General features: G+C 68.1%; 22 protein-coding genes. 14 read left to right on the top strand and 8 right to left on the bottom strand.

The features are described from left to right. Positions 1-99: 99 nt before the first annotated feature. The 11 genes from Q1W26_RS07725 to Q1W26_RS07675 all read left to right on the top strand — a co-directional run bounded on the left by Q1W26_RS07725 (position 100) and on the right by Q1W26_RS07675 (position 10,602). Entirely contained in the window at positions 100-771 is a 672-nt protein-coding gene (locus Q1W26_RS07725; RefSeq protein WP_300438091.1) for a precorrin-8X methylmutase, read from the top strand. Positions 772-778: 7 nt separating this feature from the next. Continuing rightward, positions 779-1,927, top strand: coding sequence for a cobalt-precorrin-5B (C(1))-methyltransferase (locus Q1W26_RS07720; protein WP_300438054.1), 1,149 nt, complete (start codon positions 779-781; stop codon positions 1,925-1,927). Continuing rightward, positions 1,917-3,194, top strand: a complete 1,278-nt coding sequence (cbiE, locus tag Q1W26_RS07715) for a precorrin-6y C5,15-methyltransferase (decarboxylating) subunit CbiE (RefSeq protein ID WP_300438088.1) — start codon at positions 1,917-1,919, stop codon at positions 3,192-3,194. The genes Q1W26_RS07720 and cbiE overlap by 11 nt, the downstream gene beginning before the upstream one ends. Beyond that, positions 3,191-3,970: a precorrin-2 C(20)-methyltransferase gene (cobI, locus tag Q1W26_RS07710; protein ID WP_300438052.1), complete on the top strand. Its 780-nt coding sequence runs from the start codon at positions 3,191-3,193 to the stop codon at positions 3,968-3,970. The genes cbiE and cobI overlap by 4 nt, the downstream gene beginning before the upstream one ends. 21 nt (positions 3,971-3,991) lie before the next feature. Further along, the gene (locus tag Q1W26_RS07705) at positions 3,992-4,762 is read left to right on the top strand and encodes a cobalamin biosynthesis central domain-containing protein (RefSeq protein WP_300438050.1); all 771 of its coding nucleotides are present in this window, start codon (positions 3,992-3,994) and stop codon (positions 4,760-4,762) included. After that, positions 4,762-5,166 carry a cobalamin biosynthesis protein gene (locus Q1W26_RS07700; protein ID WP_300438048.1) on the top strand — a complete coding sequence of 135 codons (405 nt, stop codon included), beginning with the start codon at positions 4,762-4,764 and terminating at the stop codon, positions 5,164-5,166. The genes Q1W26_RS07705 and Q1W26_RS07700 overlap by 1 nt, the downstream gene beginning before the upstream one ends. Next, the gene (cobJ, locus tag Q1W26_RS07695) at positions 5,163-6,155 is read left to right on the top strand and encodes a precorrin-3B C(17)-methyltransferase (protein ID WP_300438046.1); all 993 of its coding nucleotides are present in this window, start codon (positions 5,163-5,165) and stop codon (positions 6,153-6,155) included. The genes Q1W26_RS07700 and cobJ overlap by 4 nt, the downstream gene beginning before the upstream one ends. Next, positions 6,152-6,523 carry a (2Fe-2S) ferredoxin domain-containing protein gene (locus tag Q1W26_RS07690; protein WP_300438044.1) on the top strand — a complete coding sequence of 124 codons (372 nt, stop codon included), beginning with the start codon at positions 6,152-6,154 and terminating at the stop codon, positions 6,521-6,523. The genes cobJ and Q1W26_RS07690 overlap by 4 nt, the downstream gene beginning before the upstream one ends. A 94-nt stretch (positions 6,524-6,617) precedes the next feature. Then, positions 6,618-8,915 carry a transglycosylase domain-containing protein gene (locus Q1W26_RS07685; RefSeq protein ID WP_300438042.1) on the top strand — a complete coding sequence of 766 codons (2,298 nt, stop codon included), beginning with the start codon at positions 6,618-6,620 and terminating at the stop codon, positions 8,913-8,915. A gap of 87 nt (positions 8,916-9,002) precedes the next feature. Further along, entirely contained in the window at positions 9,003-9,680 is a 678-nt protein-coding gene (locus Q1W26_RS07680; protein WP_300438040.1) for a retropepsin-like aspartic protease, read from the top strand. A gap of 40 nt (positions 9,681-9,720) precedes the next feature. Then, complete coding sequence (locus Q1W26_RS07675; RefSeq protein ID WP_300438039.1) at positions 9,721-10,602, top strand: 2-dehydropantoate 2-reductase; 882 nt, start codon at positions 9,721-9,723, stop codon at positions 10,600-10,602. A gap of 11 nt (positions 10,603-10,613) precedes the next feature. On the opposite strand, the gene Q1W26_RS07670 is transcribed toward Q1W26_RS07675, so the two are convergent. The 7 genes from Q1W26_RS07670 to Q1W26_RS07640 form a co-directional block, all read right to left on the bottom strand. Then, complete coding sequence (locus tag Q1W26_RS07670; protein ID WP_300438037.1) at positions 10,614-11,111, bottom strand: Lrp/AsnC family transcriptional regulator; 498 nt, start codon at positions 11,109-11,111, stop codon at positions 10,614-10,616. Then, a complete protein-coding gene (locus Q1W26_RS07665) occupies positions 11,108-11,575 on the bottom strand; it encodes an AsnC family transcriptional regulator (protein WP_300438035.1) in 468 nt (155 codons plus the stop codon). The genes Q1W26_RS07670 and Q1W26_RS07665 overlap by 4 nt, the downstream gene beginning before the upstream one ends. Further along, positions 11,572-12,600 (bottom strand): Lrp/AsnC family transcriptional regulator, encoded by a 1,029-nt coding sequence (locus Q1W26_RS07660; RefSeq protein WP_300438033.1) that lies wholly within the window; start codon positions 12,598-12,600, stop codon positions 11,572-11,574. Before Q1W26_RS07660 ends, Q1W26_RS07665 begins: the two co-directional genes overlap by 4 nt. A gap of 1 nt (position 12,601) precedes the next feature. Next, positions 12,602-13,777, bottom strand: coding sequence for a cytochrome D1 domain-containing protein (locus tag Q1W26_RS07655; RefSeq protein WP_300438031.1), 1,176 nt, complete (start codon positions 13,775-13,777; stop codon positions 12,602-12,604). Between the two features lie 2 nt (positions 13,778-13,779). Continuing rightward, positions 13,780-14,133 (bottom strand): cytochrome c, encoded by a 354-nt coding sequence (locus tag Q1W26_RS07650; protein ID WP_300438029.1) that lies wholly within the window; start codon positions 14,131-14,133, stop codon positions 13,780-13,782. Positions 14,134-14,324: 191 nt separating this feature from the next. Beyond that, complete coding sequence (locus tag Q1W26_RS07645) at positions 14,325-14,642, bottom strand: c-type cytochrome (protein ID WP_300438027.1); 318 nt, start codon at positions 14,640-14,642, stop codon at positions 14,325-14,327. A gap of 67 nt (positions 14,643-14,709) precedes the next feature. Further along, positions 14,710-16,440, bottom strand: coding sequence for a nitrite reductase (locus tag Q1W26_RS07640; RefSeq protein WP_300438025.1), 1,731 nt, complete (start codon positions 16,438-16,440; stop codon positions 14,710-14,712). Between the two features lie 155 nt (positions 16,441-16,595). On the opposite strand from Q1W26_RS07640, the gene cobA reads away from it, so the two are divergent. Beyond that, complete coding sequence (gene cobA, locus Q1W26_RS07635; protein WP_300438023.1) at positions 16,596-17,483, top strand: uroporphyrinogen-III C-methyltransferase; 888 nt, start codon at positions 16,596-16,598, stop codon at positions 17,481-17,483. Positions 17,484-17,617: 134 nt separating this feature from the next. Beyond that, positions 17,618-19,270: a fatty acid--CoA ligase gene (locus tag Q1W26_RS07630; RefSeq protein ID WP_300438021.1), complete on the top strand. Its 1,653-nt coding sequence runs from the start codon at positions 17,618-17,620 to the stop codon at positions 19,268-19,270. Positions 19,271-19,339: 69 nt separating this feature from the next. Here the strand turns inward: Q1W26_RS07630 and Q1W26_RS07625 are convergent, their stop codons facing one another. Continuing rightward, a complete protein-coding gene (locus Q1W26_RS07625) occupies positions 19,340-21,268 on the bottom strand; it encodes a cytochrome c peroxidase (RefSeq protein ID WP_300438018.1) in 1,929 nt (642 codons plus the stop codon). Between the two features lie 461 nt (positions 21,269-21,729). Between Q1W26_RS07625 and Q1W26_RS07620 the strand changes: the two genes are divergently transcribed. Next, complete coding sequence (locus tag Q1W26_RS07620) at positions 21,730-25,110, top strand: transglutaminase family protein (RefSeq protein ID WP_300438016.1); 3,381 nt, start codon at positions 21,730-21,732, stop codon at positions 25,108-25,110. Positions 25,111-25,215 lie beyond the last annotated feature (105 nt).

Raw genomic sequence — 25,215 nt, 5'->3', positions numbered from 1 at the left:
GCGACTTCAGTCGCCCATCAGTTGCCCATCTCGGCGCAGACCACCACCAAACCGCTGATCGAAGTCCGCGGGCGACTGAACTCGCCCCTTAACGTCACCATGACCAACACTGTCACCGAGCAGCTCACCGCCGCGGGTCGTGCCATCGAGCACGATTCCTTCGCCGTCATCGAAGCCGAAGTCGGCCCCCACGCCTACAGCGCCGAACAGTGGCCGCTGGTGCGCCGCATGATTCACGCCAACGCCGACTTCGAGTTCAACGGCCTCACCGCCTTTCACCCGCAGGCCATGCAGGCCGGCCTCGCCCGCATCCTGGCGGGTGGCACGCCGGTGGTGGCCGACGTGGAAATGATCTGCGTCGGCCTGTCGAAGCCGCGCCTCGCCCACTTCGGCATCACCACCCACCAGTTCATCTCCGATCCGGACGTGATCGACGCCGCCCAGTGCGACAACACCACCCGCGCCGTGCAGGCCATGCGCAAGGCCCACCGGCTCGGCCTGCTCGACGGCGCCATTGTCGGCATCGGCAACGCCCCCACCGCGCTGATCGAAGTGGTGCGACTGATTCAGCACGAAGGCCTGCGCCCGGCGCTGGTGGTCGGCATGCCGGTCGGCTTCGTGTCGGCGGCCGAATCCAAGGATCTGCTGATGACGCTGACGGATGTGCCGTGGGTGGCGATTCGCGGGCGCAAGGGCGGCTCGACGCTGGTGGTCGCCGCCATCCACGCGCTGCTCGGCCTGGCCGAAGCGCACCAGCGCAACGCCGCCTGAGGCCGCAATGACGGGGCAGGTACTTCCGGAAAAAGTCCGCAAGGGCGACCCGAAGCGGGATCGCGGCAACCGCACGGGCTTCTCGACCGGCGCCAACTCCGCCGCCGCCGCGGCGGCGGCCACGCTCGGGCTGGTGCATGGCCGCGTGCCGGATTTTGTTGACTGCGTGCTCCCCAACACCCAGCGGGTGCGCTTCACCATCACCGACGGCTGGTCCGACGGCCAGCGCGCCCGCGCCGTCAGCATCAAGGACGCCGGCGACGACCCGGACGCCACCAACGGCGCCCACCTCACGGTGGACGTGGAACGCCTGCCCGGCGCGGCGGGGCAGATCATCCTGCGCGGCGGGCCGGGCGTGGGCATCGTCACCAAGCCCGGCCTTGGCCTCGAAGTGGGCGGCCCGGCCATCAACCCGGTGCCGCGCAAGAACATCGGCGACAACGTGCGCGCCGCGGGCGGCCCCATCCTCGACGCCGGCGACGGCATCGCCGTGACCATCTCGGTGCCTGGCGGAGAGGTGATGGCCACCAAGACCCTCAACGCCCGCCTCGGCATCCTTGGCGGCATTTCCATCCTTGGCACCACCGGCATCGTCCGCCCCTACTCCACCGCGGCCTTCCGGGCCAGCGTGGTGCAGGCGGTGGACGTGGCGGCCAACCAGGGCCAGACCCGCGTGGTGTTCACCACCGGCGGGCGCACCGAAAAGTGCGCCATGCGCAGCTTTCCCGAGCTGGACGAAGCCTGCTTCGTGCAGATGGGTGACTTTGTGAAGGCCGCCTTCCAGACCGCGGTGAAGCAGCACATGCGCCACATCATCGTCGGCGCCATGGTCGGCAAGCTCACCAAGATCGCCCAGGGCCTGTCGGTCACCCACGCCTGGCGCGAAGAAGTGGACCGCGAGCTGATCGCCTCGGCGGCGGCCGAAGTCGGCGCGCCGCCCGATCTGGTGGACGAAATCCGCGCCGCCGAAACCGCCCGCTTCGCTGCCGAACGCCTGGCCGAACTCGATCTGGCGGTGGCCTTCCACCGGGCGCTGGCCGAACGTGCCATCCGCAGCCTGCGCCAGCGCTACCCCGGCCCCCATCGCCTCACCGTGCTCGCCTGCAACTTTGAAGGCGTGCCCATCGTTACCGTGGAGGAACACGATCTTGTCTGAACCCTGCGCCCTCATCGGCATCCTCGACGACGGCTTGTCCGGCCTCTCCGCCCGCGCCCAGGCCCGCCTCGCCGCCGCCGACCTGTTAATCGGCGCCCAACGCACGCTGGACCTGATTGCCGCCGGCCCACAGAAAAAGCAGGCCATGGACGGCCAGCTCGGCCGCGTTCCCGAGTGGATTCGCACCGCGCTTGAGGCCGGCCGCAGCGTTGCCGTGCTCGCCACCGGCGATCCGCTGTGCCACGGCATCGCCGGCTTTCTGATCGGCAGGCTCGGCGCCGATGCCATCGAAGTGCTGCCCGCCGTATCGACGCTGCAACTGGCCTTCGCCCGCCTCAAAAAAACCTGGCAGACGGCGAAAATCGTTTCGGTGCACAGCCGCGATGCCGGCGAATGGAACGTGGGCGCCACGCCCGACCACGGCCTGTACGGCCTCGTGCGCGCCGCCGCCGAACATCCGCTGATCGGCGTCTTCACCAGCCCGGAGAACAGCCCCGAGCGCATCGCCCGGGCGCTGATTGCGGCCGGCCACGGCGACGATTTCCGCCTCTCGGTGGCCGCCTGCCTGGGCCTGCCGGATGAACGCGTCTTTGCCGATCTGCCCCTGGCCGAGGCTGCCAGTCAGAGATTTCCCGACCCGAACATCGTCGTGCTCGAACGCATCGCGCCGCCCGACACCCGCGCCACCTTCGGTTTCGACGACGCCGATTTCGTTCAGCGCACGCCGGAGAAAGGCCTCATCACCAAGCAGGAGGCGCGCGCGCTGTCGCTGGCCAAACTCTGCCTGCGGCCCGACAGCCGCGTCTGGGACATCGGCGCGGGTTCGGGCTCGGTCGGCCTCGAAGCCGCCCGACTGGCCCGCCACGGCCATGTCTGGGCCATCGAGAAAAACGCCGGCGATGCCGCCAACGCCCGCGAAAACGCCCGCCGCCTGCGCGCCAGCAACTACACCCTCGTCGAAGGCAAGGCGCCGGACACGCTTGATGCCTGGCCCGACCCCGACGCCGTTTTCATTGGCGGATCGGGAGGCGAGCTGGCCGGGCTGATCCACCTCGTCCTCGCCCGTCTCGCCCCCGGCGGCCGGCTGGTGATGAATTTCGTCACCCTCGAAAACCTGGCCACCGCCACCACGGCGCTCAGCGCGGCGGGCGCTGTCTGGGATGTGGTCCAGCTGCAGGCCTCCCGCAGCCAGCCCATCCTCGACATGCACCGTCTCGCCGCCCACAACCCGGTGTGGATTGTTTCTGCCTACAAGGACATTTCATGAGTGACAAACCCCTCGGCCGCCTGATCGGCGCCTCCCTGGGCCCCGGCGATCCGGAGCTGATCACCCGCCGCGCCTGGGCCGCGCTTGGCGCCGGCGCGCGCTGGCTCTACCCGGTCAAAAAGGCCGAGGACTCGTCTTACGCGCTGGGCATCGTCGAACGCGGCGGCCTGGCCGTACCGGACGACGCGGAGGCGCTGGTCTTTCCGATGACCCGCGACCCGGTGGCCCTCGCCAAAGCCTGGGCCCGCGCCGCCACCCGCACTGTTGCGCTGCTGCAGGAAGGCCGCGATCTGGTTTTCCTCGTCGAGGGCGACGCGTCCACCTTCTCCACCTTCGGCCACCTGGCCCGCGTCGTGCGCGAACTGGCGCCGGACGTGGCGGTGGAAACGATCCCCGGCGTTTCGTCCTTCGCCGCCGCCGCGGCCGCCACCGGCCTCACGCTGGCCGAGGAGGACGAAACCTTCGCCGTCATTCCCGCCGCCTACGGCGTGCCGGTCATCGACCGGCTCCTCGACGAATTCGACACCCTCGTGCTGCTCAAGGTGAAACCGCTGCTCGACGAAGTGCTCGCGCTACTCGAGAAACGCGGTCTCCTTGCCACCAGTTGCTTCATCGAAAAAGTCGGCTCGCCCGACGAACGCGTGGTGCCCGACGTAGCCAGCCTCGCCGGCGAGAAGGTCAATTACCTCTCGCTGCTGCTCGTCCAGAACCCCAGGCGGGTGCGCGGCGAGCTGCGCCGCGGCTGCCGAAAACGCCCTGCAGTCGCCCCCAATTAACCGGAAACCGCACACATCACGATGCCCCAGCACCTGCCCTTCTCCCACGACCGTATCGCCGTCGTCTCCATCACCCGCCACGGCATTGCGCTGGCCGGCCGCGTTGTCGCGGCCTTGCCTGGCGCCCGCCTGTTCGCCCCCGAGAAATTTGCCGCGGAAGCCGAGGCCGCCGCTCCCGGTGTTGCCGCCTGCTACGCCGGCAAGACCGGCGAGCAGATTCCGATCCTGTTCTCCAACTTCGACGGCATCGTCGCCATCGTGTCGCTGGGCGCGATGGTGCGGCTGGTTGCCCCGCACCTCGGCAAAAAGGAATCCGACCCGGGCGTGGTGGTCATCGACGAGGCCGGGCGTTTCGTCATCCCGATGCTCTCCGGCCACCTGGGCGGCGCCAACGCGCTGGCCGGCACCCTCGCCGCCGCACTCGGGGCCACCACGGTGCTGACCACCGCCTCCGACGCCCGTCAGACCCTTGCCGTGGATCTGCTCGGCCGGGAGCTGGGCTGGACCTTCGAAGCCAGTCACGACGAAATCGTCCGGGCCAGCGCGGCGGTGGTGAACGACGAACCCGTCGCCCTCGTGCAGGAGGCCGGCAGCCCGGACTGGTGGGTACGCCACGCCAACGGCCGCAGCGGCCCCCTGCCCGGCAACCTCCACCCCTTCACGCGCCTGGAAGACGTGGTGCCCGAACGCTTTGGCGCCGTGCTGTGGATCAGCCACCGGGCGCTGCCCGCCGAACTGGCCCCCCGCCTGGCCGGCAAACGCGTTATCTACCGGCCGCCGGTGGCGTCGTGATGCAGCGCCAGCCCATCGCCCTCGGCCTTGGCTGTGACCGGGGGACGCCGGCCGCCACCCTCGTCTGGGCCGTGGTCGATGCCCTCGCCAGTTGCGGCGCGGCCCTCGCCGACGTGGCTGCGGTGGCCAGCATCAACCTCAAGGCCGACGAGCCCGGCCTGCTCGAACTGGCCCGCTGGCAGGGCTGGACGATTCATTTTTACCCGGCCGCCGAGCTGGCCGCCGTGCCCGTGCCCCACCCGTCGGAAACCGTTCGCAAGTACACCGGCACGCCGTCGGTATCCGAGGCGGCGGCGCTGCTTGCCGCCGGTGTGGGCATGGATCAGCTGATCATCGAAAAACTCAAGTATCGCGGCCCCGACGGCCGCAACGCCACCGTCTCCATCGCAAGGATTCCCCAATGAGCGACACCCCGAACCTCGCCTCCGCAGGCGGCAAGATCATGCTGGTCGGCCTCGGCCCCGGCAGTCACGACCACCTTACCGCCCGCGCCCGCGCCGCCATCGCCGAAGCCGACACCATCATCGGCTACGTCACCTACATCCGCCTGGTGGCCGATCTTCTGGAAGGCAAGGAGGTCATCCGGAAGTCGATGACCGAGGAACTCGACCGCGCCATCGAAGCCTTCGAGCGCGCGCGCCAAGGCAAGAAGGTGGCGCTGATCTCGTCCGGCGACGCTGGCGTCTACGGCATGGCCGGGCCGACCTTCGAGGTGCTGTTCCAGGCTGGCTGGACGCCCGACTCCGGCGTCGAAGTGGAGATCATCCCCGGCGCCTCGGCGCTCAACACCTGCGCCGCACTGGTCGGCGCGCCGCTGACCCATGATTTCTGCGCAATCTCGCTGTCGGATCTGCTGACCCCGTGGCCGACCATCGCCCGCCGCCTCGACGCGGTGGCCTATTCCGATTTCGTCGTCGCGCTCTACAACCCCAAAAGCGGCCGGCGCACCGGGCAGATCGTCGAAGCCCGCCGCCTCTTCCTGCGCCACCGCCGGCCCGACACCCCGGTGGCCATCGTCAAGTCGGCCTACCGGCCCAGGCAGCGCATCGAATTCACCACGCTGGACAAGATGACCGACTGCGACATCGGCATGCTGTCCACGGTCCTGATCGGCAACTCCAACACCTTCATCCAGCACGGGCTGATGGTTACCCCGCGCGGCTACCGCAACAAATACGACGTGGAAAGCGGCGCCACCCATCACGGCGAACAGGCTGGCCGTTCGCTCTCGACCGGCCTCACCGGCTGGCGTGCCGGCCTGCATGCCAGCGGCCGCAGCGCTGCCGAACTGGCCGCCGAGCATCGCCTGCCCGAGGACTACATCGCCGCGCTGCTGGCCGAACCCCTCGATGCCACCCAGGCCAGCGACGAAGCCAACGAGGTGGAGGCATGAGCGGGATCGTCAAACCCACAATCGGCGCCTACCGCCGTCACCTGCTGGTGTGCACCGGCCCCCGCTGCACGGCCGACGGACAGGCCCAGGCGCTGTTCGACAGCCTGGGCAGCAAGTTCAAGGCGGCCGGGCTGGATGCCGGTGATCTGCGCGTCAAGCGCACCCGCGCCGCGTGCTTCGCGGCCTGCCGGGGCGGCCCGATTCTGTGCGTGCAGCCGGACGGCACCTGGTATTACGGCGTGACCGACGCGGTGATGGACCGCATTGTCGATGAGCACCTGGTGGGCGGTCGCCCGGTGGAAGAACACGTTTTTCACCAGACATCCGGCGACGCCTCCCTGCCGCAGGCCGAGCCGAAGGCGGGCTGAAGGAGGCCTGCCCGGCGTGGGCTGCAAGGCGGGAGGTGTGTTAAAAGTCGTTCCGCCCTGAACGAACCGCTGCGCCGATGCCAGCCCCACCGCCGTGAACCTTGCCGATCTCAGGCTCCGTGCCACCCCGCTTCTCGCCCGCCTCCGCCACCCCACCCGGCGCGGCATTGCGCTGGCGCTGGCGGCGCCCCCGGCGCTGCTGCTGGCCTATTCGATCATCCTGATTCCCTTCACGCCGGGCATTGGCGACATCCGCAAGGCCAAGCTGGAGCAGCCGGCGCGGGTGATGTCGGCGGATGGCAAGGAGCTGGCGGTGTTCAAGTGGGCGAACCGGGAGTGGGTGACGCTTGCCGGGATTTCGCCGCAGGTGACGGCGGCCCTGATCGCCACCGAGGACCACCGCTTTTACGAACACCACGGCATCGATTTCTATCGCCTCGGCGGCGCTGCGCTGCGCACCTTTTCCGGCGACAAGCAGGGCGGCTCGACCCTGACGCAGCAGCTGGCGCGCAATCTGTTTCCCGACGAGATAGGCCGCGCGCCAACGCTGACGCGCAAGCTCAAGGAGGCGATCACCGCGTTCAAGATCGAGGCGCTGTATTCGAAGGACGAGATCCTCGAAACCTATCTCAACACCGTGCCCTTCTTGTACAACGCCTGGGGCATCGAAATGGCGGCGCGCACCTATTTCGACAAGTCGGCGCGCTCGCTGGACGTGCTGGAGAGCGCCACCCTGGTGGGCATGCTCAAGGGCAACAGCTATTACAACCCGGTCATCAACCCCGAGCGGGCGGTGGCCCGGCGCAACATCGTGCTGGCGCAGATGGCCCGGCGCGACAAGCTGGACGAGGCGCGGCTGGCGGCGCTGCAAAAGAAGCCGCTGCGCATCGACTTCGAACGCCAGCTCGAAGCCCCCGGCCCGGCCCCGCACTTTGCCCAGCAGCTGCGCAAATGGCTGATCGCCTGGGCCGACCGCAACGGCTACAACATTTACGCCGACGGACTGGTGCTGCGCACCACCCTCGATTCGCGCCTGCAGGCCCAGGCCACGCAGGCCGTGGTGCGGCGCGGCCGGCAGTTGCAGGGCCTGGCCGACCAGGCCTGGGGCGCGCGCAAGGGCTGGGCGGGCAGCCCGGAGCTGGTCGAGGCCTTCGTGCGCGAATCCCGGCCCTACCGCGCGGCGCTGGCAGCGGGGCAAACGCCCGAGGAAGCGCTCCAGCGCCTCCTGGCCGACAAGCCCTTCATCGAGGCCCTGCGCCAGGACAAGACCCGCGTGCAGGTGGGCTTCATGGCCCTCGACCCGCGCAGCGCCCAGGTGCGCGCCTGGGTGGGCAGCCGCGATTTTGTGCAGGATCCTTTTGATCACGTGCAGCAGGCCCGCCGCCAGCCGGGTTCCACCTTCAAGCCCTTCGTGTATGGCGCGGCCTTCGACAAGGGCCTGAGCCCGTCCGACACCATCATCGACCAGGCGGTGGACATCACCTTGCCCAACGGTGAAAGCTGGCAGCCCAGCGACGAATCCGCCCCCAGCGGCAAGCCGGTGAGCCTGCGCGACGGGCTGGTGTATTCGCGCAACCGCATCACCGCCCAGCTCGTCGAGCAGATCGGCGCCGCGCGGGTGGCCAAGCTGGCCTACGCGATGGGCGTGCGCCAGAGCCCGCTGGAAGTCGTGCCCTCGCTGGCTCTGGGCACCAGCCCGGTGACGCTCAAGGAGATGGTGTCGGCCTACGGCACGCTGGCCAACGGCGGCGCCTACATCGAACCGGTGCTGGTGACCCGCATCGAGGACGGGCAAGGCCGGGTGCTGGAGGAGTTCGCCCCCGCCGAGCCCGAAGAAGCCCTGGCGCCGGGCACCGCCTACACCTTGCTCGACGTGATGCGCGGCGTGGTCGACCGGGGCACCGGCGTGGCGATCCGCAATCAGTTTGGGCTGCGCGCCGACCTCGCCGGCAAGACCGGCACCACCCAGGACAACACCGACGGCTGGTTCATCCTGATGCACCCGCAACTGGTGGCCGGCGCCTGGGTGGGCTTCAACGACAACCGCGTCACGCTGCGCAGTGACTACTGGGGGCAGGGTGCCCGGAGCGCCTTACCCATTGTGGGCGACGCCTTTCACTACGCGCTGGCCAACCGGCTGATCGATCCGAAGGCGCGTTTCGTGTCGATGGAACAACCCGGCCTGCTCAAGCGGGCATGGGGCTGGGTAAGCGGCCTGTTCGTGCAGCCCGAACCGGAACCGGCCCCCGAACCCCGGCGTCCGCGGCGCCGGGCTCCGCCGGCTCCGGCCGCCCCGGTGGACCTCGCCCCGCCAGCGCCGCCGCCCGAGTCGGTGCAGCCCGAAGCACCGCCGCCGGCGCCACCGGCCCCGGCCGAGGGCGACAAGCTTTGAGCCGGCCCCGCCTGTGGCGGTGAACTCCGAGGCGCTTTTGAGGTGCATATTGTGGGCTGTGGTCGGTAACGGAATGGAGCAAACGGAATGTCGGTGGATGACCGGGACAACGTGCAAAAGCAGGCGGCAGGGCGCTTTATCCGGCCCGAAAGCGACAAGGAGCAGCGACTGCTCGACGTCAAGGCCCGCCTCACGGTGGGCAAGCGCAGCGCGGCGCCGGCCGGCACCGCGTCGGGAGGCTGGCTGCTGCCGGCGCTGTTCTGGACGGCCTTCATCGGGCTGGGCACGCTGGCGGCCAGCTACTGGGTGTCGGTGTCGCGGGGCAGCACGGCGGTCCAGGTGATGAACGGCGACGCGCTGGAACTGCGGCTTGGCCGCAGCGGGCATTACGAAGTGACGGGCTGGGTGGCCTCGCAGCCGGCGCGTTTCATCGTGGATACCGGCGCCAGCCTGACCTCGATCCCGAGCAGCCTGGGCCAGCGCATCGGCATTCGTGAATGTTCGGCTATCGGTTTCGACCTGAGCGCCGCTGGCGAGCCGGGCTGTTGCCGGCGCGAAACTTTCAGTACCGCCAACGGCACCACCGAAGGCTGCGTCGCCCGGGTGCCGGCGATCCGCTTTGGTGGCTTCGAACTCAAGAACGCCAAGGTGGCGGTGATGCCGGACATCGGCGACACCGCCCTGCTCGGGATGAACGTGCTCAGGCATTTCCGCCTCGTCCAGCAGGGCAGCCGGCTGACGGTTTCCGCCATGCCGGGCGATTGATCCGGCTGGCCTTGCAGTTCCTGTTGTTGCCTCCTTATCGATGACTCCGAATCCTGTATCCCCCGCCCGCTATCCCCTCGCCATCGTCGGCGCCGGCGCCCTTGGGCTGAACTTTGCCGCGCGGCTGGCGGCGCTGGGGCCGGTGGCGGTGATCGCGCGCAGCGCGGCGCGGGCCGCGGAGTTACGGGCCGGGGTCGAGGTGGGCGGGGTGAGGTTTCGGCCGGATGCCTTCGGGCCGGACGCGCTGCCCGGGGCCGACTGGGTGATCGTGCTGGTCAAGGCCGGCGACACCGCGGAGGCGGCCCGCACGGCACTGGCGATGGGGCCGTGCGGCGTGGTGTCGCTGCAGAACGGGCTGACCGGAGACGTGCTGCGCGCGGTCTGCGGCGACGTGCCGGCCGGGCAGGGCATCACCACCGAGGGGGCGTTTCGCGACGGGCTGCGGGTGCAGCCTTCGGGGGCGGGCGAAACACTGCTGCCGCCGGGCTTCGAGGCGGTGGCCTCGATGCTGCAGCGGGCGGGTTTCAAGGCCCGGATCGAGCCTGACATCGTGGCTGCGCGTCTCGTCAAGTTGCTGATGAACCTGGCGATCAACCCGCTGGCGGCGATCTTTCGGGTGACCAACGGGGCGCTGGTGGCCCCGCCGCATCGCCGCCTGCTCGACGCGCTGGTGGATGAAGCCTGGCCGGTGCTGCGCGCCGAAGGCCTGCCCCTCGACGCCGCGGCCGCCCGCGAGCGGGTGGTGGCGGTGGCCCTTGCCACCGGCGCCAACCGGGCCAGCATGCTGCAGGACGTGGAGGCCGGGCGCCGCACCGAGATCGACGCGATCACCGGTGTTTTTCTGGACATGGCCCGCCGCCACGGCGCCGACGCGCCCACGCACCGGGCGGTGTTTACGCTGGTGAAGCGGCTGGAGGGCTGAAATCCGGCCGGTCAGCCGTCGTTGCCGATGCGCAGGCCGGTTTTCTTGAGGATGGCGGTGGAAAACAGGACGTCGTGCCGGCGGCAGTCGGGGCCGAGGAGGGCGGCGATTTCGTCGATGTGGGCCAGCACCGTGGCGCGGTCGTGGCCATGCACCATCGCGAACAGGTTGTAGGGCCAGTCGGGCAGGGCGCGCGGGCGTTCGTAGCAGTGGGTGACGAAGTCGAGCTTGCCGATGGTTTCGCCGAGCCGGGCAATGTGGGCGTCGTCCACGTCCCACACCGACATGCCGTTGGCGGTGTAGCCGATGGCGTAGTGGTTGGGCACGGCGCCGATGCGGCGGATGCGGCCGGATTCGAGCATGGCGGCGAGGCGCGCCTTGACTACCTCGGCGCTCACGCCGAGCTGTTCGGCCAGCAGGTCGTAGGGCCGCGGCACCAGCGGCAGGCCGGCCTGGGTGGCGATGATCAGGCGGCGGTCGAACTCGTCGGGAAGGGCTGTTGTGGTCATGCCTTCAGCCTCATGTCCACAAAGAACTCCTGCAGCTTGGGAAAGGCGAAAACCTTCAGCCCGGTGTCGGCCTCGATGCGGCGGGTGGCGGCTTCGATGCCGTCGGGGGTTTCGGTGGCGAGCACGAACCACATGTTGAGCGCGTGCTCCCGGCGATAGTTGTGGGCGACTTCCGGCAGGGCGTTGACGCGCTCGGTGACGTCAGAAAAGCGCTCTTCGGGCACGGCCAGCGCCGCCAGCACGAAGCGGCCGCCGAGGCGTTCGATCTGGAACATGGGCCCGAAGCGGGTCAGCACGCGGGCTTCGAGCATCCGCTGGATGCGGGCCAGGAGTTCGGTTTCGGTGGTGCCGAGGCTTGCGGCGACTTCCCAGTAGGGTTCGTCGACGATGGGAAAGCCGCCTTGCAGGGCGTTGATGATGCGCCGGTCGAGTTCGTCGAGGCTGGTGGGGGCGGGGCGGCTCATGCGGCGAGGCCGGGGCGGGTGTCGCGGCCTGCCGGCAGTGTTTGCGGGGCCGTGTAGCGGGCGCCGCATTGCTTGTAGCAGTCGGTGGAGAACAGCACCGCCGACGGGAAGGCGGTGAGCCCGACGGCGTGGGCGAGTTCGGCGCGGCGCGCGTCGACGGCATCGCGGGACTGGCCGTGGATCATGCAGAAAAGGGTGTAGGGCCACTCGGGGCCGGGGCTGCTGCGGCGATAGCACAGGCTGACGCCGTCGTGGCTGGCGAGGGCGTGGCCGAGGCGGCTGACCACCTCGCAGGGCACGGCCCACACGCACATGGCGTTGGCCCGGTAGCCGAGTTCGCGGTGCCGCACGACCACGCCGAAGCGGCGCAGGGTGCCGTCGGCGAGCCATCCGGCGAGGGTCTGGATGACGTCGGCTTCGGTTCGTCCGCAGGCCTCGCCGATGGCCTGGTAGGGGCGGGCAAGCCACGGCAGGCCGTCGTGGAGGGCGTCGATGAGGCGCCAGTCGGCGGCGGCGAGCTGGCGGCGGGGCATGGCCGGGCCGACGGCGTGGCGGGTGCGGCGCCCGTTGGCCAGATCGAAGCCGAGGTCGATGTGGAATTCCTCTAGCAGCGGCAGCGCGATGGGCGGGCAGCCGGTGGCGCGGCCCATGGCGTCGAGGGACAGGGCGAGGGCGCTTTCGTCGGGGGCGCTGGCCACGAACCACAGGTTGTAGCGGTGCTCGCGGCGGTAGTTGTGATTGACGCCGGGAAAGGCGCTGACGATGGCGGCGACGCGGGGCAGGTCGGCCACCGGCACGGCCATGGCGGCCAGGGTGCTGGCGCCGATGCGGTTGGGGGCGAACACCGGCCCGACGCGGCTGATCTTGGCGTCGGCCTGCAGCGCGGCGAGGCGGGCGAGAACGGTGCCGGCGCCGCAGCCGAGCTGCCCGCCGAGGGCCGCCCAGGGTTCGGTGACCAGCGGAAAGCCGCGCTGGAAGTCGTTGAGCAGGCGAAAGTCGAGGCTGTCGGCGAGGGTGGCGCTCATCTCAGAATCCGATCCGCTGGGCGCGCGAGGTGAAGAAGATGCCCGACGGGGCGTCGGCGGGGAGTTCCTTGCGGACGGCGAAGGTGGCGGTGTCGACGACGCTGACCCGGTTGCTGTCCCGCGAGGAGAGCCAGACGTTTTCGCCGCGGGGGGTGAATTCCATGTGCAGCACGGCCTTGCCGGGGCTGAAGGTGTGCACGACGCGCTTGTCGACGGTGTCGATGACCTGGACCCATTCGTTGTCCGGGAAGGCGAAGTTGACCCAGATCTGGCGGCCGTCGGGGCGCGCCATGACGAAGACCGGCTGGCCCTTGACCGGGATGCGGCCGGTTTCGGCCCACGTTCCGGCGTCGGCGACGAGCACTTCGTGGCGGCCGATGGCGGGCAGCCAGGCTTGCCCTGCGGCCAGCGACCAGCCGCGCAGGTGGGGCATCTTGAAGACCGGCAGCTTTTCTTCGCCGCGGCCGTAGCCTGCGAGGATCTTTCTGGCGCCGGCCTCGGGTTTCCAGAGGTCGAGCAGCGAGATGCCGTCCTCGCCGAACAGGCCGGCCAGGAAGTAGCGGCCGTCGGGGGTGACGAGGCCGTCGTAGGGCTGCTTGCCGGCGGGGTAGCGGGTGGTGACGGGATTTTTCGGGTCGGAGAAATCGGTGACGCGGATTTCGTTGGCGTCGAAGAGGGCGTAAACGAAGCGCTGGCCGGACACGTCGGCCAGGCCTACGACGCGGGAGAACTTGCCGGGGGCGTATTCGGCGGGCACGTCGGCGAGCAGTTCGAGGGTGTCGGCGTCGAAGGCCTTGATGCCGCCGGGTTCGTAGTTCTGGGCGACGACCAGCTTGCCATTTTGCGAGACGGAGCCGCCGATGGAGTTGCCGGCCTGGATGACGCGTTTGTCGATGCGGCGGGTGAGCAGATCGACCTTGGTGAGGCCGCCGTCACGCCCGAAAACGTAGGCGTAGCGCGCATCGCGCGAGAAAGCCACGTGGGCGTGGGAGAGATCGCCGAGGCCGGCGATGGTGCCGAGGCGGGTGTTGTGGCTGTGCTCGATGACCTGCACGCGGCCGGCGGCGCGCTCGATGACGACGCCCAGATCGCCGGTGCCGCGCACGGCGTCGGGGGGCGTGCTGGCGCAGGCGGCAAGGCCGAGGGCGAAGGCGGGAATCAGGGCAGCGAGGCGCATGGTCAGTCGAGGGGCGGGAAGCCCTGTTTGAGCCGGGCGACGATCCAGCCGGCTTCGGATTCGTTCAGGAAGCGCTCCCAGCCGGGCATGGCGGTGCCGGGGCGGCCGTGGATGATGGTGGCGACGAGGGAGTCGTCGGGCCATTCGGCGAGCCGCTCGGGGGTGAGGGCCGGGCCGAGGCCGCCGGTGAGGCGCATGCCGTGGCAGGAGCCGCAATCCTGGCGAACCATGTGGACCAGCGCCTGCTGGCGCGCGGGGTCGGGCTGGGGCGGTTCGGCGGACTGGGCAGCGCTCACCGCGAGGGCGGTGAGGCCGAGCAGCACGGCCACGTGGAGCAACAGCGGACGATCCATCACGAACTCCTTCAGGCAACGCCGACACAGTAGGTCGGCCTGCCGGCGCGGGCATTGATGGGTGTCAAGAATGCCGGGCGACTTGTGGGGGCGGCGTCAGCCACCCGCGGACGCTGATCAACGGCTTGCCTGTGATTGAATGCGCGCAGGGGCGACCGAAGTCGCCCCTGCAGCTACCTTGATCCGCGCTCTTTTCAGCCCTTCAGAATCCAGCTCACGACATCCTTCAGGTCGCCGTCGCTGATCTTTTCGACGGGGTTGGGCGACATCGGGATCGGGCCCCACACGCCGGAGCCGCCCTTGCGAACCTTGTCGCTGAGCTTGGCCACGGCGTCGCCCTGGCCCTTGTACTTGGCGGCGATGTCCTTGAAGGCCGGGCCGACGAGCTTCTTGTCCATCGCGTGACAGGCCATGCAGCCGGCCTTCTGGGCGGCGGCGGCCGGGTCGGCGGCGAGGGCGCTGCCGCTGGCGGCGGTGGCGAGCAGGGCGGCGAGAATCATCGAATATTTCATGGTTTTCTCCTTTTCAAGCAGAAAGCTGCCGGCAGGCACAGGGCCTGACGGCAGCGGTCAGCGACGATCAATAGATGTCGTGCTGGGTGTTGTAGAGGTTGAAGTGACCGGTCGGCGTGACGATGCGCGGATCCTTGATGACAGCCTTCAGTTGCAGGGTCTTGTCATCCACCACCACGATGGCGGATTCCTTGTTTTTGGCGCTCCACACCGAGAACCACACTTCGTCGCCCGCCTTGTTGTACTCGGGCTGCACCACGCGCTTGGCGCCGTCGTCCTTCAGGCCGGCCCATTCTGCGATGGGCAGGGTCTTGTAGCCGGCCGCCAGGTTGTTGATGTCGTACACAGCAACCGACTGGGACAGCTTCGGATCCGGGTTGAGCGGGGTGTCGGAGTACAGGTGCTTGGACTTCGGGTGGCTCTTGATGAACAGTGCGCCGCCGCCCGGGCCCTTGATGGATTCGACCATCTTCCAGGCGTATTGCTTGTGCTTGACGGGGTCGGTGCCGATCAGGGCGATGGTGTCGTCGCCCAGGTGGCCGGTGGACCACACCGGGCCGTACTTCGGGTGGATGAAGTTGGCGCCGCGACCCGGGTGGGGAATCTTGCCCACGTCGATCAGGCCGGCCAGCTTGCCTTCCTTCATGTCGATGGCGCCGATCTGGTTGGACTGGTTGGCGGCGACCATGAAGTAGCGCTTGGTGCTATCGAGGCCGCCGTCGTGCAGGTACTTGGAGACCGGAATTTCCTTGGTCGAGATGGCGTTCAGGTCGGTGTAGTTAACCAGCAGGGTCTTGCCGGTTTCCTTCACGTTGACCAGGAATTCCGGCTTGAAGTGCGAGGCCACGATGGAGGCGACGCGGGGCTCGGGGTGGAATTCCTGATCGCCGACGGTCATGCCGCGGGTGGCCATGATCTTCAGCGGCTCGAGGGTGTCGCCGTTCATGATCACGTACTGGGGCGGCCAGTACGAGCCGGCGATGGCCAGCTTGTCTTCGTAGCCCTTGAACTTGGAGGTTTCGACCGAACGGGCTTCGAGACCGGTACGGATCTCGGCGACGTTGTCCGGCTTTTCCATCCACAAGTCGATCATGTTGATCTTGGCGTCACGGCCGATCACGAACAGGTAGCGGCCGGAGGCGGAGATGCGGGAAATGTGCACCGCGTAGCCGGTCTTGACGATGTTGATGATCTTCTTGGTGTCGCCGTCGATGAGTGCAACTTCACCCGTGTCGCGCAGGGTGGTCGAGAAGATGTTCTCGATGTTGTAGTTGTTCATCTTCTTCTTCGGACGCTGGTCCGGCGGAATGATGACCTTCCAGGTGGCCTTCATGTCCTTCATGTCCTTCATGCCGAATTCGGGCGGCTGCGGCGGGGTTTGCTGCACGTAGCGGGCCATCAGGTCCACTTCGTCGTCGGACAGTTCGCCCGAGGTGCCCCAGTTGGGCATGCCGGCCGGGGAGCCGTACTTGATGAAGACCTTCAGGTAGTCGGTGCCGGCGGCAAGGGTCTTGTCGGTGGTCAGCGGCTTGCCGGTGGCACCCTTGCGCAGCACGCCGTGACAGCCGGCGCAGCGTTCGAAGTAGATCTGGCGGGCCTTGTCGAATTCCGCCTTGCTCATCGGCGGGGCCTTCGGGTTGATGTCCTGGTACATCTCCACGTTGGCCAGGGGCGAGCCGGCGGACTGGTACTTGGCTTCGGGTGCGTTGGTCGTGGTCTTTGCCTCTTCAGCAAAGGCGTGTGCCATGGCCAGCGGTAGCAAGGCCGCGGCAATTGCTCCTGTTTTCCACATTTTCATCGTTGCATCTCCCTTGAAATGAACCCAGCGAGCGATCTGCTCCGCTTACGGCGAAGAGTGCGCCCGGCAGCCATTACCCTTCCTTGACAGGGGTCAAGTTCGAAAACGCGATACGACTGTTAGATTTCGGCCGTCATGATTCCGGATCTCCCGCCATGCCGCCGCCCGTCTCTGTCGCTCTTGAAATGCCTGCCGCCGGCGCCTTGCGCGCCTTCCTGGACCAGTTGATCGGTGCTCACCGGGGCAGCGTGCCCGATGTGGCCCGCCCGGCGCTGTCGGGTGCCGCTGCCACCGGCCGGGTTGCCCTTGTGGGGGCCGGCCCCGGCGACCCGGAGCTGCTGACGCTGCGCGCCGCGCGCCTGCTGTCCCGGGCCGACGTGCTGGTGCTCGACCACCTGGTCAGTGAAGGGGTGCTCGCGCTGGTCAATCCGGCCGCCGAGCGCATCTACGTGGGCAAGGAATCCGGCCATCACACGGTGCCCCAGGAGGAGATCAACCAGCTGCTGGTGCGCCTTGCCCGTGAAGGCCGGCAGGTGGTGCGCCTCAAGGGGGGCGACCCCTTCATCTTCGGCCGTGGTGGCGAGGAACTCGAAGAACTGCTGGCGGCCGGCATTCCGTTTGAAGTGGTGCCCGGCATCACCGCGGCCTGCGGGGCCGGCGCCTATGCCGGCATTCCGCTCACCCACCGGGATTACGCCCAGTCGGTGGTGTTTGCCACCGGCCACCGCCGCGCCGGCGAATCCGCGCTCGACTGGACGGCCCTCGCCCGGCCGCACCAGACCGCGGTGATCTACATGGGCGTCGGCATGTTGCAATCCCATTGCGAGGCCATGATCCGCCACGGCCGCGGCGCAGACACCCCGGCGGCACTCGTCGAAAACGGCACGCTGCCGAGCCAGCGGGTGGTGACCGGCACCCTCGAAACCCTGCCCGAAATCGCCGCGGCGGCCGGCATCCATCCGCCCGCCCTGCTGATCATTGGCGAAGTGGTGAGCCTGGCCGCCAGGCTGGCGTGGTTTACCGGGGCCAGCACCACGGCCTGAACCCATAGTGATCCGGTGTCGCCAGAGGCCGCCACGGGCGGCCTCTGGCCGTGTACGTCGCGGTGTCCGGCAGGCGGGCCGCCCTGTTAAGCTGATCGCCCTTCACAAAACGATAACAAAGGGAGGGCCTCTCCATGCCCGTCAAGCTGATCGAACACACGCCGGAGGCCTACGCCTACCCGCTCCTGATCAAGCAGCTCCTGCACACACCGCTGGCCATCGCGCCGGAGCAGGAAATCACCTACATGGGCGGGCGACGCCACACCTACCGGGTGCTCCGCGAGCGTATCGGCAGGCTGGCCAGTGCGCTGGCCGGGCTGGGCGTGGAGGCCGGTGAAACGGTGGCGATGATGGACTGGGACAGCCACCGCTACCTCGAATGCTTTTTTGCGGTGCCGATGATGGGCGCCATCCTGCAAACGGTGAATGTGCGCCTCAGCCCGGAGCAGATCCTCTATACCCTCAACCATGCCCGCGCCGACGTGGTGCTGGTGAATGCCGAGTTCTGGCCGATCATCGCCGCCATTGCCGGCAAGCTTGAAACGGTGCGCCGCTTCGTGCTGATCGAGGACGCCCCGGCCGAGGGCCCGCCGCCGGTGGATTTCGACGGTGAATACGAGGCGCTGCTGGCCGCGGCCTCGCCCGACTACGCGTTTCCCGATTTCGACGAAAACGCCAAGGCCACCACCTTTTACACCACCGGCACCACCGGTCTGCCCAAGGGCGTGTATTTCAGCCATCGTCAGCTCGTGCTGCACACCCTGGCGACGGCGGCGGCCCTCGGCAACGCGCCGGTCCAGGGGCGCCTGCACCGGGAGGACGTCTACATGCCGATCACCCCGATGTTCCACGTGCACGCCTGGGGCCTGCCCTACGTGGCGACGATGCTCGGCCTGAAGCAGGTGTACCCCGGCCGCTACGTGCCGGAAACCCTGCTCAAACTGGTGCGCGATGAAGGCGTGACCTTCTCCCACTGTGTGCCGACCATCCTGCACATGCTGCTGGTCCATCCGCTGTCCAAGGTCATCGACCTGTCCCGCTGGAAGCTCATCATCGGCGGCTCGGCGCTCTCCCAGGCCCAGGCGCGCGCCGCCATGGCGCGGGGCATCGACGCCTTTACCGGCTACGGCATGTCCGAAACCTGCCCCATTCTCAGCCTGGCCCAGCTTTCCGGCGCCGCGCTGGCGGCCTCGCCCGAGGAGCAGGCGGCGCTGCGCGCCAAGACCGGCATCCCGATGCCGCTGGTGGACCTGCGGGTGGTCGACGAGAACCTGGCCGAACTGCCCCGCGATGGCTGTTCGGTGGGCGAGGTGGTGGTGCGCAGCCCCTGGCTCACCCAGGGCTATCTCCACGACGCCGAGGCGTCGGCCGGGTTGTGGCAGGGCGGCCTGCTCCACACCGGCGACATCGGCCACATCGACGCGGCCGGCTACCTGCAGATCACCGACCGCATCAAGGACGTGATCAAGACCGGCGGGGAATGGACATCGTCGCTGCAGATCGAGGACGTGGTGGCCCGGCACCCGGCGGTGGCCGAGGTGGCGGTGATCGGCGTGCCCGACGAAAAATGGGGCGAGCGCCCGCTGGCGAAGGTCACCCTCAAGCCGGCCAGCGTCGGACAGGTCACCGAGCATGAGATCCGCAACTTCGCCGCCCGCCTGATTGAATCCACCGGCGTGTCCCGCTACGGCGTGCTGCTGCAGGTGCAGTTCGTCGAAGGCCTGGCCCGCACCAGCGTTGGCAAGCTCAACAAGCGCGCAATGCGCGAAGCGCAGGAAAAATCCTGACGCGCCGGCGCCTGAAAAACACAAGGGCCGCCCCGAGGGACGGCCCTTTTCACATCGACATGCGCGGAATTACTTCTGGCCGAGGAAGTTCGCCGGGATGCTGCTGGCGCTGTAACCGCCACGCCCCACCGCCCCGAGGTTGAGCCATTCGGTGGCCGCCCGGCCGCTGCCGTCGCCGGTGACGGCGGAGCTGGTGCCCGTGTGGCCGTTGGCGATGAACAGTTGCGGGTGGTCGAAAGGCGCCGCGTGGGTGCGTACCCGCTCGTCGGTCAGGGCGCGCAGGAAGGCCACCAAGGCCGCCTTCTCGGTGGCGGAGAGGCTGAGGGGCTGGATGTCGGCATCCAGGTTGGTGCGGTTGGCGTAGGCAAAGTTGCCGCCGCGGTTGTAGAACTCGACCACCTGCTCGAGCGTTGCCACGCCACCGTTGTGGAAATACGGGGCGGTCAGCTCCACGTTACGCAGGCCGGGGGTCTTGAAGGCGCCGCCGACGGCGATGCGCGACAGCGGGGTCACAAGCACATTGGCGAGGGCTTTTTCCAGGTAATTGAACTTGAGCAGCGATTGCTTGGCCACGCCGCTGAACGAAAGCGGATTGCCGAACGGATCGTTGGCGCCCACGCCCAGGTCTTCGGTGGTCGGGGTGACCGAGATGTTGTAGAAACCCTCGTCGTACACCGCACGGTTGTTGTCGCCCATCAGCATGCTGCTCATGCGGTCGGTAATCAGGCGGCGGCGGATGCTGGCGTTGGTGAACTCGGCGCCGCCGTGGCAGTTGACGCACTTGCCCTTGCCCCAGAACAGCCCCATGCCCATGGCCTGCTGGGGGGTCATGGCGCTGCTGCTGCCTTCGACATAGCGGTCGAAGGGGCTGCGATCGGAAACCAGGGTGGTTTCATAGAGCTGGATGGCGAGGCCCATGAAGAGGCTGAAGTTGGCCTCCATCTGGCTGTAGGTCTTGCCATTCACCGTGACGGACTGCTTGCCGTTCCACCACTCGGGACGGAAGGCCGTCTTGATCAGCTCGGCATAGTTGGCGGAGGACAGGCCGTCGCCCGAGCCGGCGCGATAGCTGGCGAGCAGGCTGTCGTCGCTGGCCACCTGCTGGCCGGCGAGGGGGCGCAGGCTGAGCATCTTGCGACCGATGTCGGGGAAGCCGCGCCCGGCCGCCGACATCTCGGCGGCGCTCAGGGGCGGCCCGGAAGCCTGCGAGGCGAGGCTGGCGTTGTCGATCTCGACCGACACCGGGGTGACCTTGGTGGAGGTGCCGCCCAGCAGGTTGAGGGTGGACACGTTCTTGTACACCCGCGCCGAGCCATCGCGCTTGCCCCAGGGATTGACGCCGTTGAAGATTGTCTGGGCGCGGCCATCCCAGAAGTTGCGCAGGTTGAACACCGCGTTGATCACGCTGGGGCTGTTGCGCGGCGTGACCTGGCGGGTGACCTGGCCGTCCACGTTGAAGATGGCGTCCCAGGTGAGCTGGCGCGCCTCGGCCCGCTGACCGCTGACAACGGCGCTGAACTGCTCGCGGAACACGCCCTGGGAGCCCACCACGTCGTTCACGTTGCGGGTCATCGCCGAGTTGCGATCGTCCGGATTGGCGAACTGGTGGAAGGGGAAGTCGGAGGCCTTCAGCTGGGTGTTGGGGCCGCCGGCCTGGAAGCTGGTGTCGGCGTTCGGGCTGCGGTTGAGGCCCGGCGAGAGCTGATTCTTCGAGCGGCTGTCGGCGCCGGCATGGAAGTGGCACGACGCGCAGGCGGTGGCGCCGTCGCTGCCCATCTGCATGTCCCAGAACAAGGCCTTGCCGAGCGCGGTGGCGAGAGTCCGGTTGGCAACGAAGTCACGCAGGTTGGACGGCTCCGGACGGCTGACGCCGGCCAGCGATTCGGGCGGCTTCGGCGTGATCTGGGCAAGGGCGGGGAGGGCGCTGGTCAGAAGCAGGGCGCTTCCGGCCAGTTTCAGCGCGCGGCCCAGGGCCGGTCGCAAAGGTGTCTGGCGCATCAATAAGTCTCCGGGGGGTGTGGCCCTTCATTGGGGCCATTAGTGTTCCAGGGTGCGGGTTGGCACCGGCGGACCCGGATGATCCGTGTGAGCGCTGCGGCGCTTGCGGGCTTACTTCACGCGCGATTTTGTTTGTTTCATCAATTTACATATTTCTGCCAGATTGTTCTTCGCCACGCAGGTAAACCGGCGCTTCCGTGATCGGAGGTGTTTCGGCGGAGCGGGCGCGGAAGTGGTGCTTGAGATCGTTTGCGCACCGAAATGGTGCGGTCATGAGTCCTCGACTTGGTGCATGAACGGTGCGTGGCGGCGGTTTGGGGCGCTGAAACCCCGTTCTTGCGGTGCGCCAGGGCCCTGGATTTGCATTCAAACGTTCTATGAGCTGTGCGGGATGAATGGCATAAATATTGCTATAGCTTTCAGCAAGCCTGAAACCCGCAGCCCCGAGAACGGAGTCTCCCGTGACAATCCATGTCGCCCTCAATCACCTGACCGCCTACACCTACGACCGCCCGGTAGCCCTGGGCCCGCAGGTGGTGCGCCTGCGCCCGGCGCCTCACAGCCGTACGCGCATTCTGTCCTACTCGCTGCGCGTGCTGCCCGAGCCGCACTTCATCAACTGGCAGCAGGACCCACAGGGCAACTACCTCGCCCGGCTGGTCTTCCCGGACGAAGTCACCGCGTTCAGCGTCGAAGTGGATCTGGTTGCCGAAATGTCGGTCATCAACCCCTTCGATTTCTTTCTCGAGCCCGAGGCCGAGAACTTTCCCTTCGAGTACGCCGGCGCCCTCCGCCACGAGCTCGCGCCCTTCCTGCTCAAGGAAGAGGCCACGCCGCTGCTCAAGGCCTATCTTGCGACCATCTCCCGCGAGAAGCTGCGCAACGTCGACTTCCTGGTCAAGCTCAATGCCGATCTGCAAAAGCACATCGGCTACGTGATCCGCATGGAGCCGGGCGTGCAGACGCCGGAAGAAACCCTCACCAAGCGCACCGGTTCGTGCCGCGACTCGGCCTGGCTGCTGGTTCAGCTGCTGCGTCACCTGGGTCTGGCGGCGCGCTTCGTGTCGGGCTACCTCATTCAGCTCAAGGCCGACGTGAAGGCGCTCGACGGCCCGTCCGGCACCGAAGTGGACTTCACCGACCTGCACGCCTGGACCGAGGTTTACCTGCCCGGCGCCGGCTGGGTCGGCCTCGACCCGACCTCCGGCCTCTTCGCCGGCGAAGGCCACATTCCTCTGGCCTGCTCGCCCGACCCCTCGTCCGCCGCGCCCATCTCGGGCCTGATCGGCGAATGCGAGTGCGAGTTCGAGCACCACATGAAAGTCACCCGCGTCAAGGAAACGCCGCGGGTAACCAAGCCCTACACCGAGGAACAGTGGGCCGCGATCGAAGCCCTGGGCCACCGCATCGACGTGGATCTCGAAGCCCACGACATGCGCCTCACGATGGGCGGCGAGCCCACCTTCGTGTCGGTCGACGACCCCGACGGCGCCGAATGGAACACCGAGGCCATGGGCCCCAACAAGCGCATCCGCGCCGAGGATCTGTACCACCGCCTGCGCGACAAGTACGCCCCGCAAGGCCTCGCCCATTTCGGGCAGGGCAAGTGGTATCCCGGCGAGCAGCTGCCGCGCTGGTCGCTCACCTGCTTCTGGCGCAAGGATGGCGAGCCGGTGTGGATGAATCGCGCCCTCATCGGCGACGCCTCCACCCCCGGCCCGGTCAAGGTCGACATGGCCCACACCTTCCTCGCCGGCGTGGCCTCGCGGCTTGGCGTGGACCAGCGCCGCGTGTTCCCGGCCTATGAAGACGCCTTCTATTACCTGTGGCGCGAGCGTCGCCTGCCGGGCAACGTGGACCCCTTCGATGCCCGCCTCGACGATCCGCTCGAGCGCGACCGCATCCGCCGCGTGTATGAATACGGCCTGCCCAATCCGGTTGGCTACGTGTTGCCGGTTTCCATCAGCCCCTACACCGGCGCCTGGCAGACCGGGCCGTGGTTCCTGCGCGACGAACGTTGCTACCTGATCCCCGGCGATTCGCCGCTGGGCTACCGCCTGCCGCTGGATTCCCAGCCGTGGGTCGAGAAGGGCAGCTACCCGTATGTGAATCCGCCGGACAACCACCAGTCATTCCCGCCGCTGCCCGAGTACAAGGCCATCCGGCGCCAGCTCCCGGGCGGCCAGACGGCCGTGCTCAACGCCCTTCGCGATGACGAACCCGGCTTCGGCTCGTCGGCTGCCGCCCGCGCCGCCGCGGCCCTCAAGGCGGCCAAGGCCGCCGAAAAGCTCAGCCCCACCGACAAGACGCCGGGCAAGTTCGAATCGGCCGACTGGATCGTGCGCACCGCCATGTGCGTCGAGCCGCGCAACGGCACCCTGCACGTCTTCATGCCACCGCTGTCCAGCCTCGAGAAATACCTCGAGCTGGTCACCGCCATCGAAGCCACGGCCGAAGATCTCGGCACCCCGGTGGTGCTGGAAGGCTACGAGCCGCCGTCCGACCCGCGCCTGACCCACTTCCGCATCACCCCCGACCCCGGCGTGATCGAGGTGAACATCCATCCGGCCAGCAACTGGGAAGAACTCGTCGAGCGCACCACCCACCTTTACGACGCGGCCCACTTCTCGCGCCTCACCTCCGAGAAGTTCATGGTCGACGGCCGCCACACCGGCACCGGCGGTGGCAACCACTTCGTGCTCGGCGGCGCCACGCCCTCCGATTCACCCTTCCTGCGCCGGCCCGATCTGCTGCGCAGCCTGATTTCGTACTGGCACAACCACCCCAGCCTGTCCTACCTGTTCTCGGGCATGTTCATCGGCCCGACCAGCCAGGCACCGCGTATCGACGAAGCACGCAACGATTCGGTGTACGAAATCGAAACCGCCTTCAGGCAGTTTCCCAAGCTCGGCGAGGACGTGCCGCCCTGGCTCATCGACCGCCTGCTGCGCAACCTGCTCATCGATGTGACCGGCAACACCCACCGCTCCGAGTTCTGCATCGACAAGCTCTACTCGCCAGACGGCCCCACCGGCCGCCTCGGCCTGCTCGAACTGCGCGCCTTCGAAATGCCGCCCCATGCGCGCATGTCGTTGTCCCAGCAGCTTCTGCTGCGCGGCCTGATGTCGATCTTCTGGGAAAACGCCTACCAGCCCGAACGCCTGGTGCGCTGGGGCACGGAGCTGCACGACCGCTTCCTGCTGCCGCATTTCGTGCAGCAGGATTTCTCCGACGTGATGGAGGACATGCAGGCCCATGGTCTGCCCTTCGACACCGAATGGTTTGCGCCGCACATGGAGTTCCGCTTCCCGAAGATCGGCGATTTTGCGGTGCGCGGCATTCAGGTTGAGCTGCGCAGCGCCCTCGAGCCCTGGCACGTGATGGGCGAGGAGGGCGCCATCGGCGGCACCGTGCGCTTCGTCGATTCGTCGGTCGAGCGTCTGCAGGTGAAGGTGACCGGCATGTCGGATGATCGCTTCGTGCTGGCCGTGAATGGCCGCACGATTCCGCTGCAGCCTACCGGCACCGTGGGCGAGTTCGTCGCCGGCGTGCGCTACCGGGCCTGGCAGCCGCCATCGTGCCTGCATCCGACCATCAAGCCCCACGCGCCGCTTGTCTTCGACCTGGTGGACACCTGGACCGGCCGTTCGCTGGGCGGCTGCCAATACCATGTTTCCCACCCCGGCGGGCGCAGCTTCGAGACCTTCCCGGTCAACGCCTTCGAGGCCGAAAGCCGTCGTCTGGCCCGCTTCTTCCGGATGGGTCACACGCCGGGCGACGTGAAGCTGAAGGTTTCCCCGGTCGAGAAGGAGTTTCCCTTCACGCTGGATTTGCGGCGCTAAGCGCTAAGCCTCGAAGCGTGTCCGTACAGAGTCCGGGGTCGGCACGGGGCGGTTCACCGCGCCTGCCTCGGTCACTTATTCACGGACACGCGCTTGTTCGACAAT

Origin of the sequence: Zoogloea sp. (assembly GCF_030157465.1) — a bacterium.
GTDB lineage: Bacteria > Pseudomonadota > Gammaproteobacteria > Burkholderiales > Rhodocyclaceae > Zoogloea.
The sequence above is the reverse complement of the archived record's forward strand: the minus strand, read 5'-3'. Positions and strand labels throughout refer to the sequence as shown.

Coding starts and splice junctions, on each gene's coding strand:
- Q1W26_RS07665 (WP_300438035.1), bottom strand. CDS start 11,575: ATGAGCCGCCCCGCCCCCACCAGCCTCGACGAACTCGACCGGCGCATC.
- Q1W26_RS07655 (WP_300438031.1), bottom strand. CDS start 13,777: ATGCGCCTCGCTGCCCTGATTCCCGCCTTCGCCCTCGGCCTTGCCGCC.
- Q1W26_RS07720 (WP_300438054.1), top strand. CDS start 779: ATGACGGGGCAGGTACTTCCGGAAAAAGTCCGCAAGGGCGACCCGAAG.
- Q1W26_RS07630 (WP_300438021.1), top strand. CDS start 17,618: ATGCCCGTCAAGCTGATCGAACACACGCCGGAGGCCTACGCCTACCCG.
- Q1W26_RS07640 (WP_300438025.1), bottom strand. CDS start 16,440: ATGAAAATGTGGAAAACAGGAGCAATTGCCGCGGCCTTGCTACCGCTG.
- cobI (WP_300438052.1), top strand. CDS start 3,191: ATGAGTGACAAACCCCTCGGCCGCCTGATCGGCGCCTCCCTGGGCCCC.
- cobA (WP_300438023.1), top strand. CDS start 16,596: ATGCCGCCGCCCGTCTCTGTCGCTCTTGAAATGCCTGCCGCCGGCGCC.
- Q1W26_RS07705 (WP_300438050.1), top strand. CDS start 3,992: ATGCCCCAGCACCTGCCCTTCTCCCACGACCGTATCGCCGTCGTCTCC.
- Q1W26_RS07670 (WP_300438037.1), bottom strand. CDS start 11,111: ATGACCACAACAGCCCTTCCCGACGAGTTCGACCGCCGCCTGATCATC.
- Q1W26_RS07680 (WP_300438040.1), top strand. CDS start 9,003: ATGTCGGTGGATGACCGGGACAACGTGCAAAAGCAGGCGGCAGGGCGC.
- Q1W26_RS07725 (WP_300438091.1), top strand. CDS start 100: ATGACCAACACTGTCACCGAGCAGCTCACCGCCGCGGGTCGTGCCATC.
- Q1W26_RS07625 (WP_300438018.1), bottom strand. CDS start 21,268: ATGCGCCAGACACCTTTGCGACCGGCCCTGGGCCGCGCGCTGAAACTG.
- Q1W26_RS07700 (WP_300438048.1), top strand. CDS start 4,762: ATGCAGCGCCAGCCCATCGCCCTCGGCCTTGGCTGTGACCGGGGGACG.
- Q1W26_RS07690 (WP_300438044.1), top strand. CDS start 6,152: ATGAGCGGGATCGTCAAACCCACAATCGGCGCCTACCGCCGTCACCTG.
- Q1W26_RS07675 (WP_300438039.1), top strand. CDS start 9,721: ATGACTCCGAATCCTGTATCCCCCGCCCGCTATCCCCTCGCCATCGTC.
- Q1W26_RS07645 (WP_300438027.1), bottom strand. CDS start 14,642: ATGAAATATTCGATGATTCTCGCCGCCCTGCTCGCCACCGCCGCCAGC.
- Q1W26_RS07660 (WP_300438033.1), bottom strand. CDS start 12,600: ATGAGCGCCACCCTCGCCGACAGCCTCGACTTTCGCCTGCTCAACGAC.
- cobJ (WP_300438046.1), top strand. CDS start 5,163: ATGAGCGACACCCCGAACCTCGCCTCCGCAGGCGGCAAGATCATGCTG.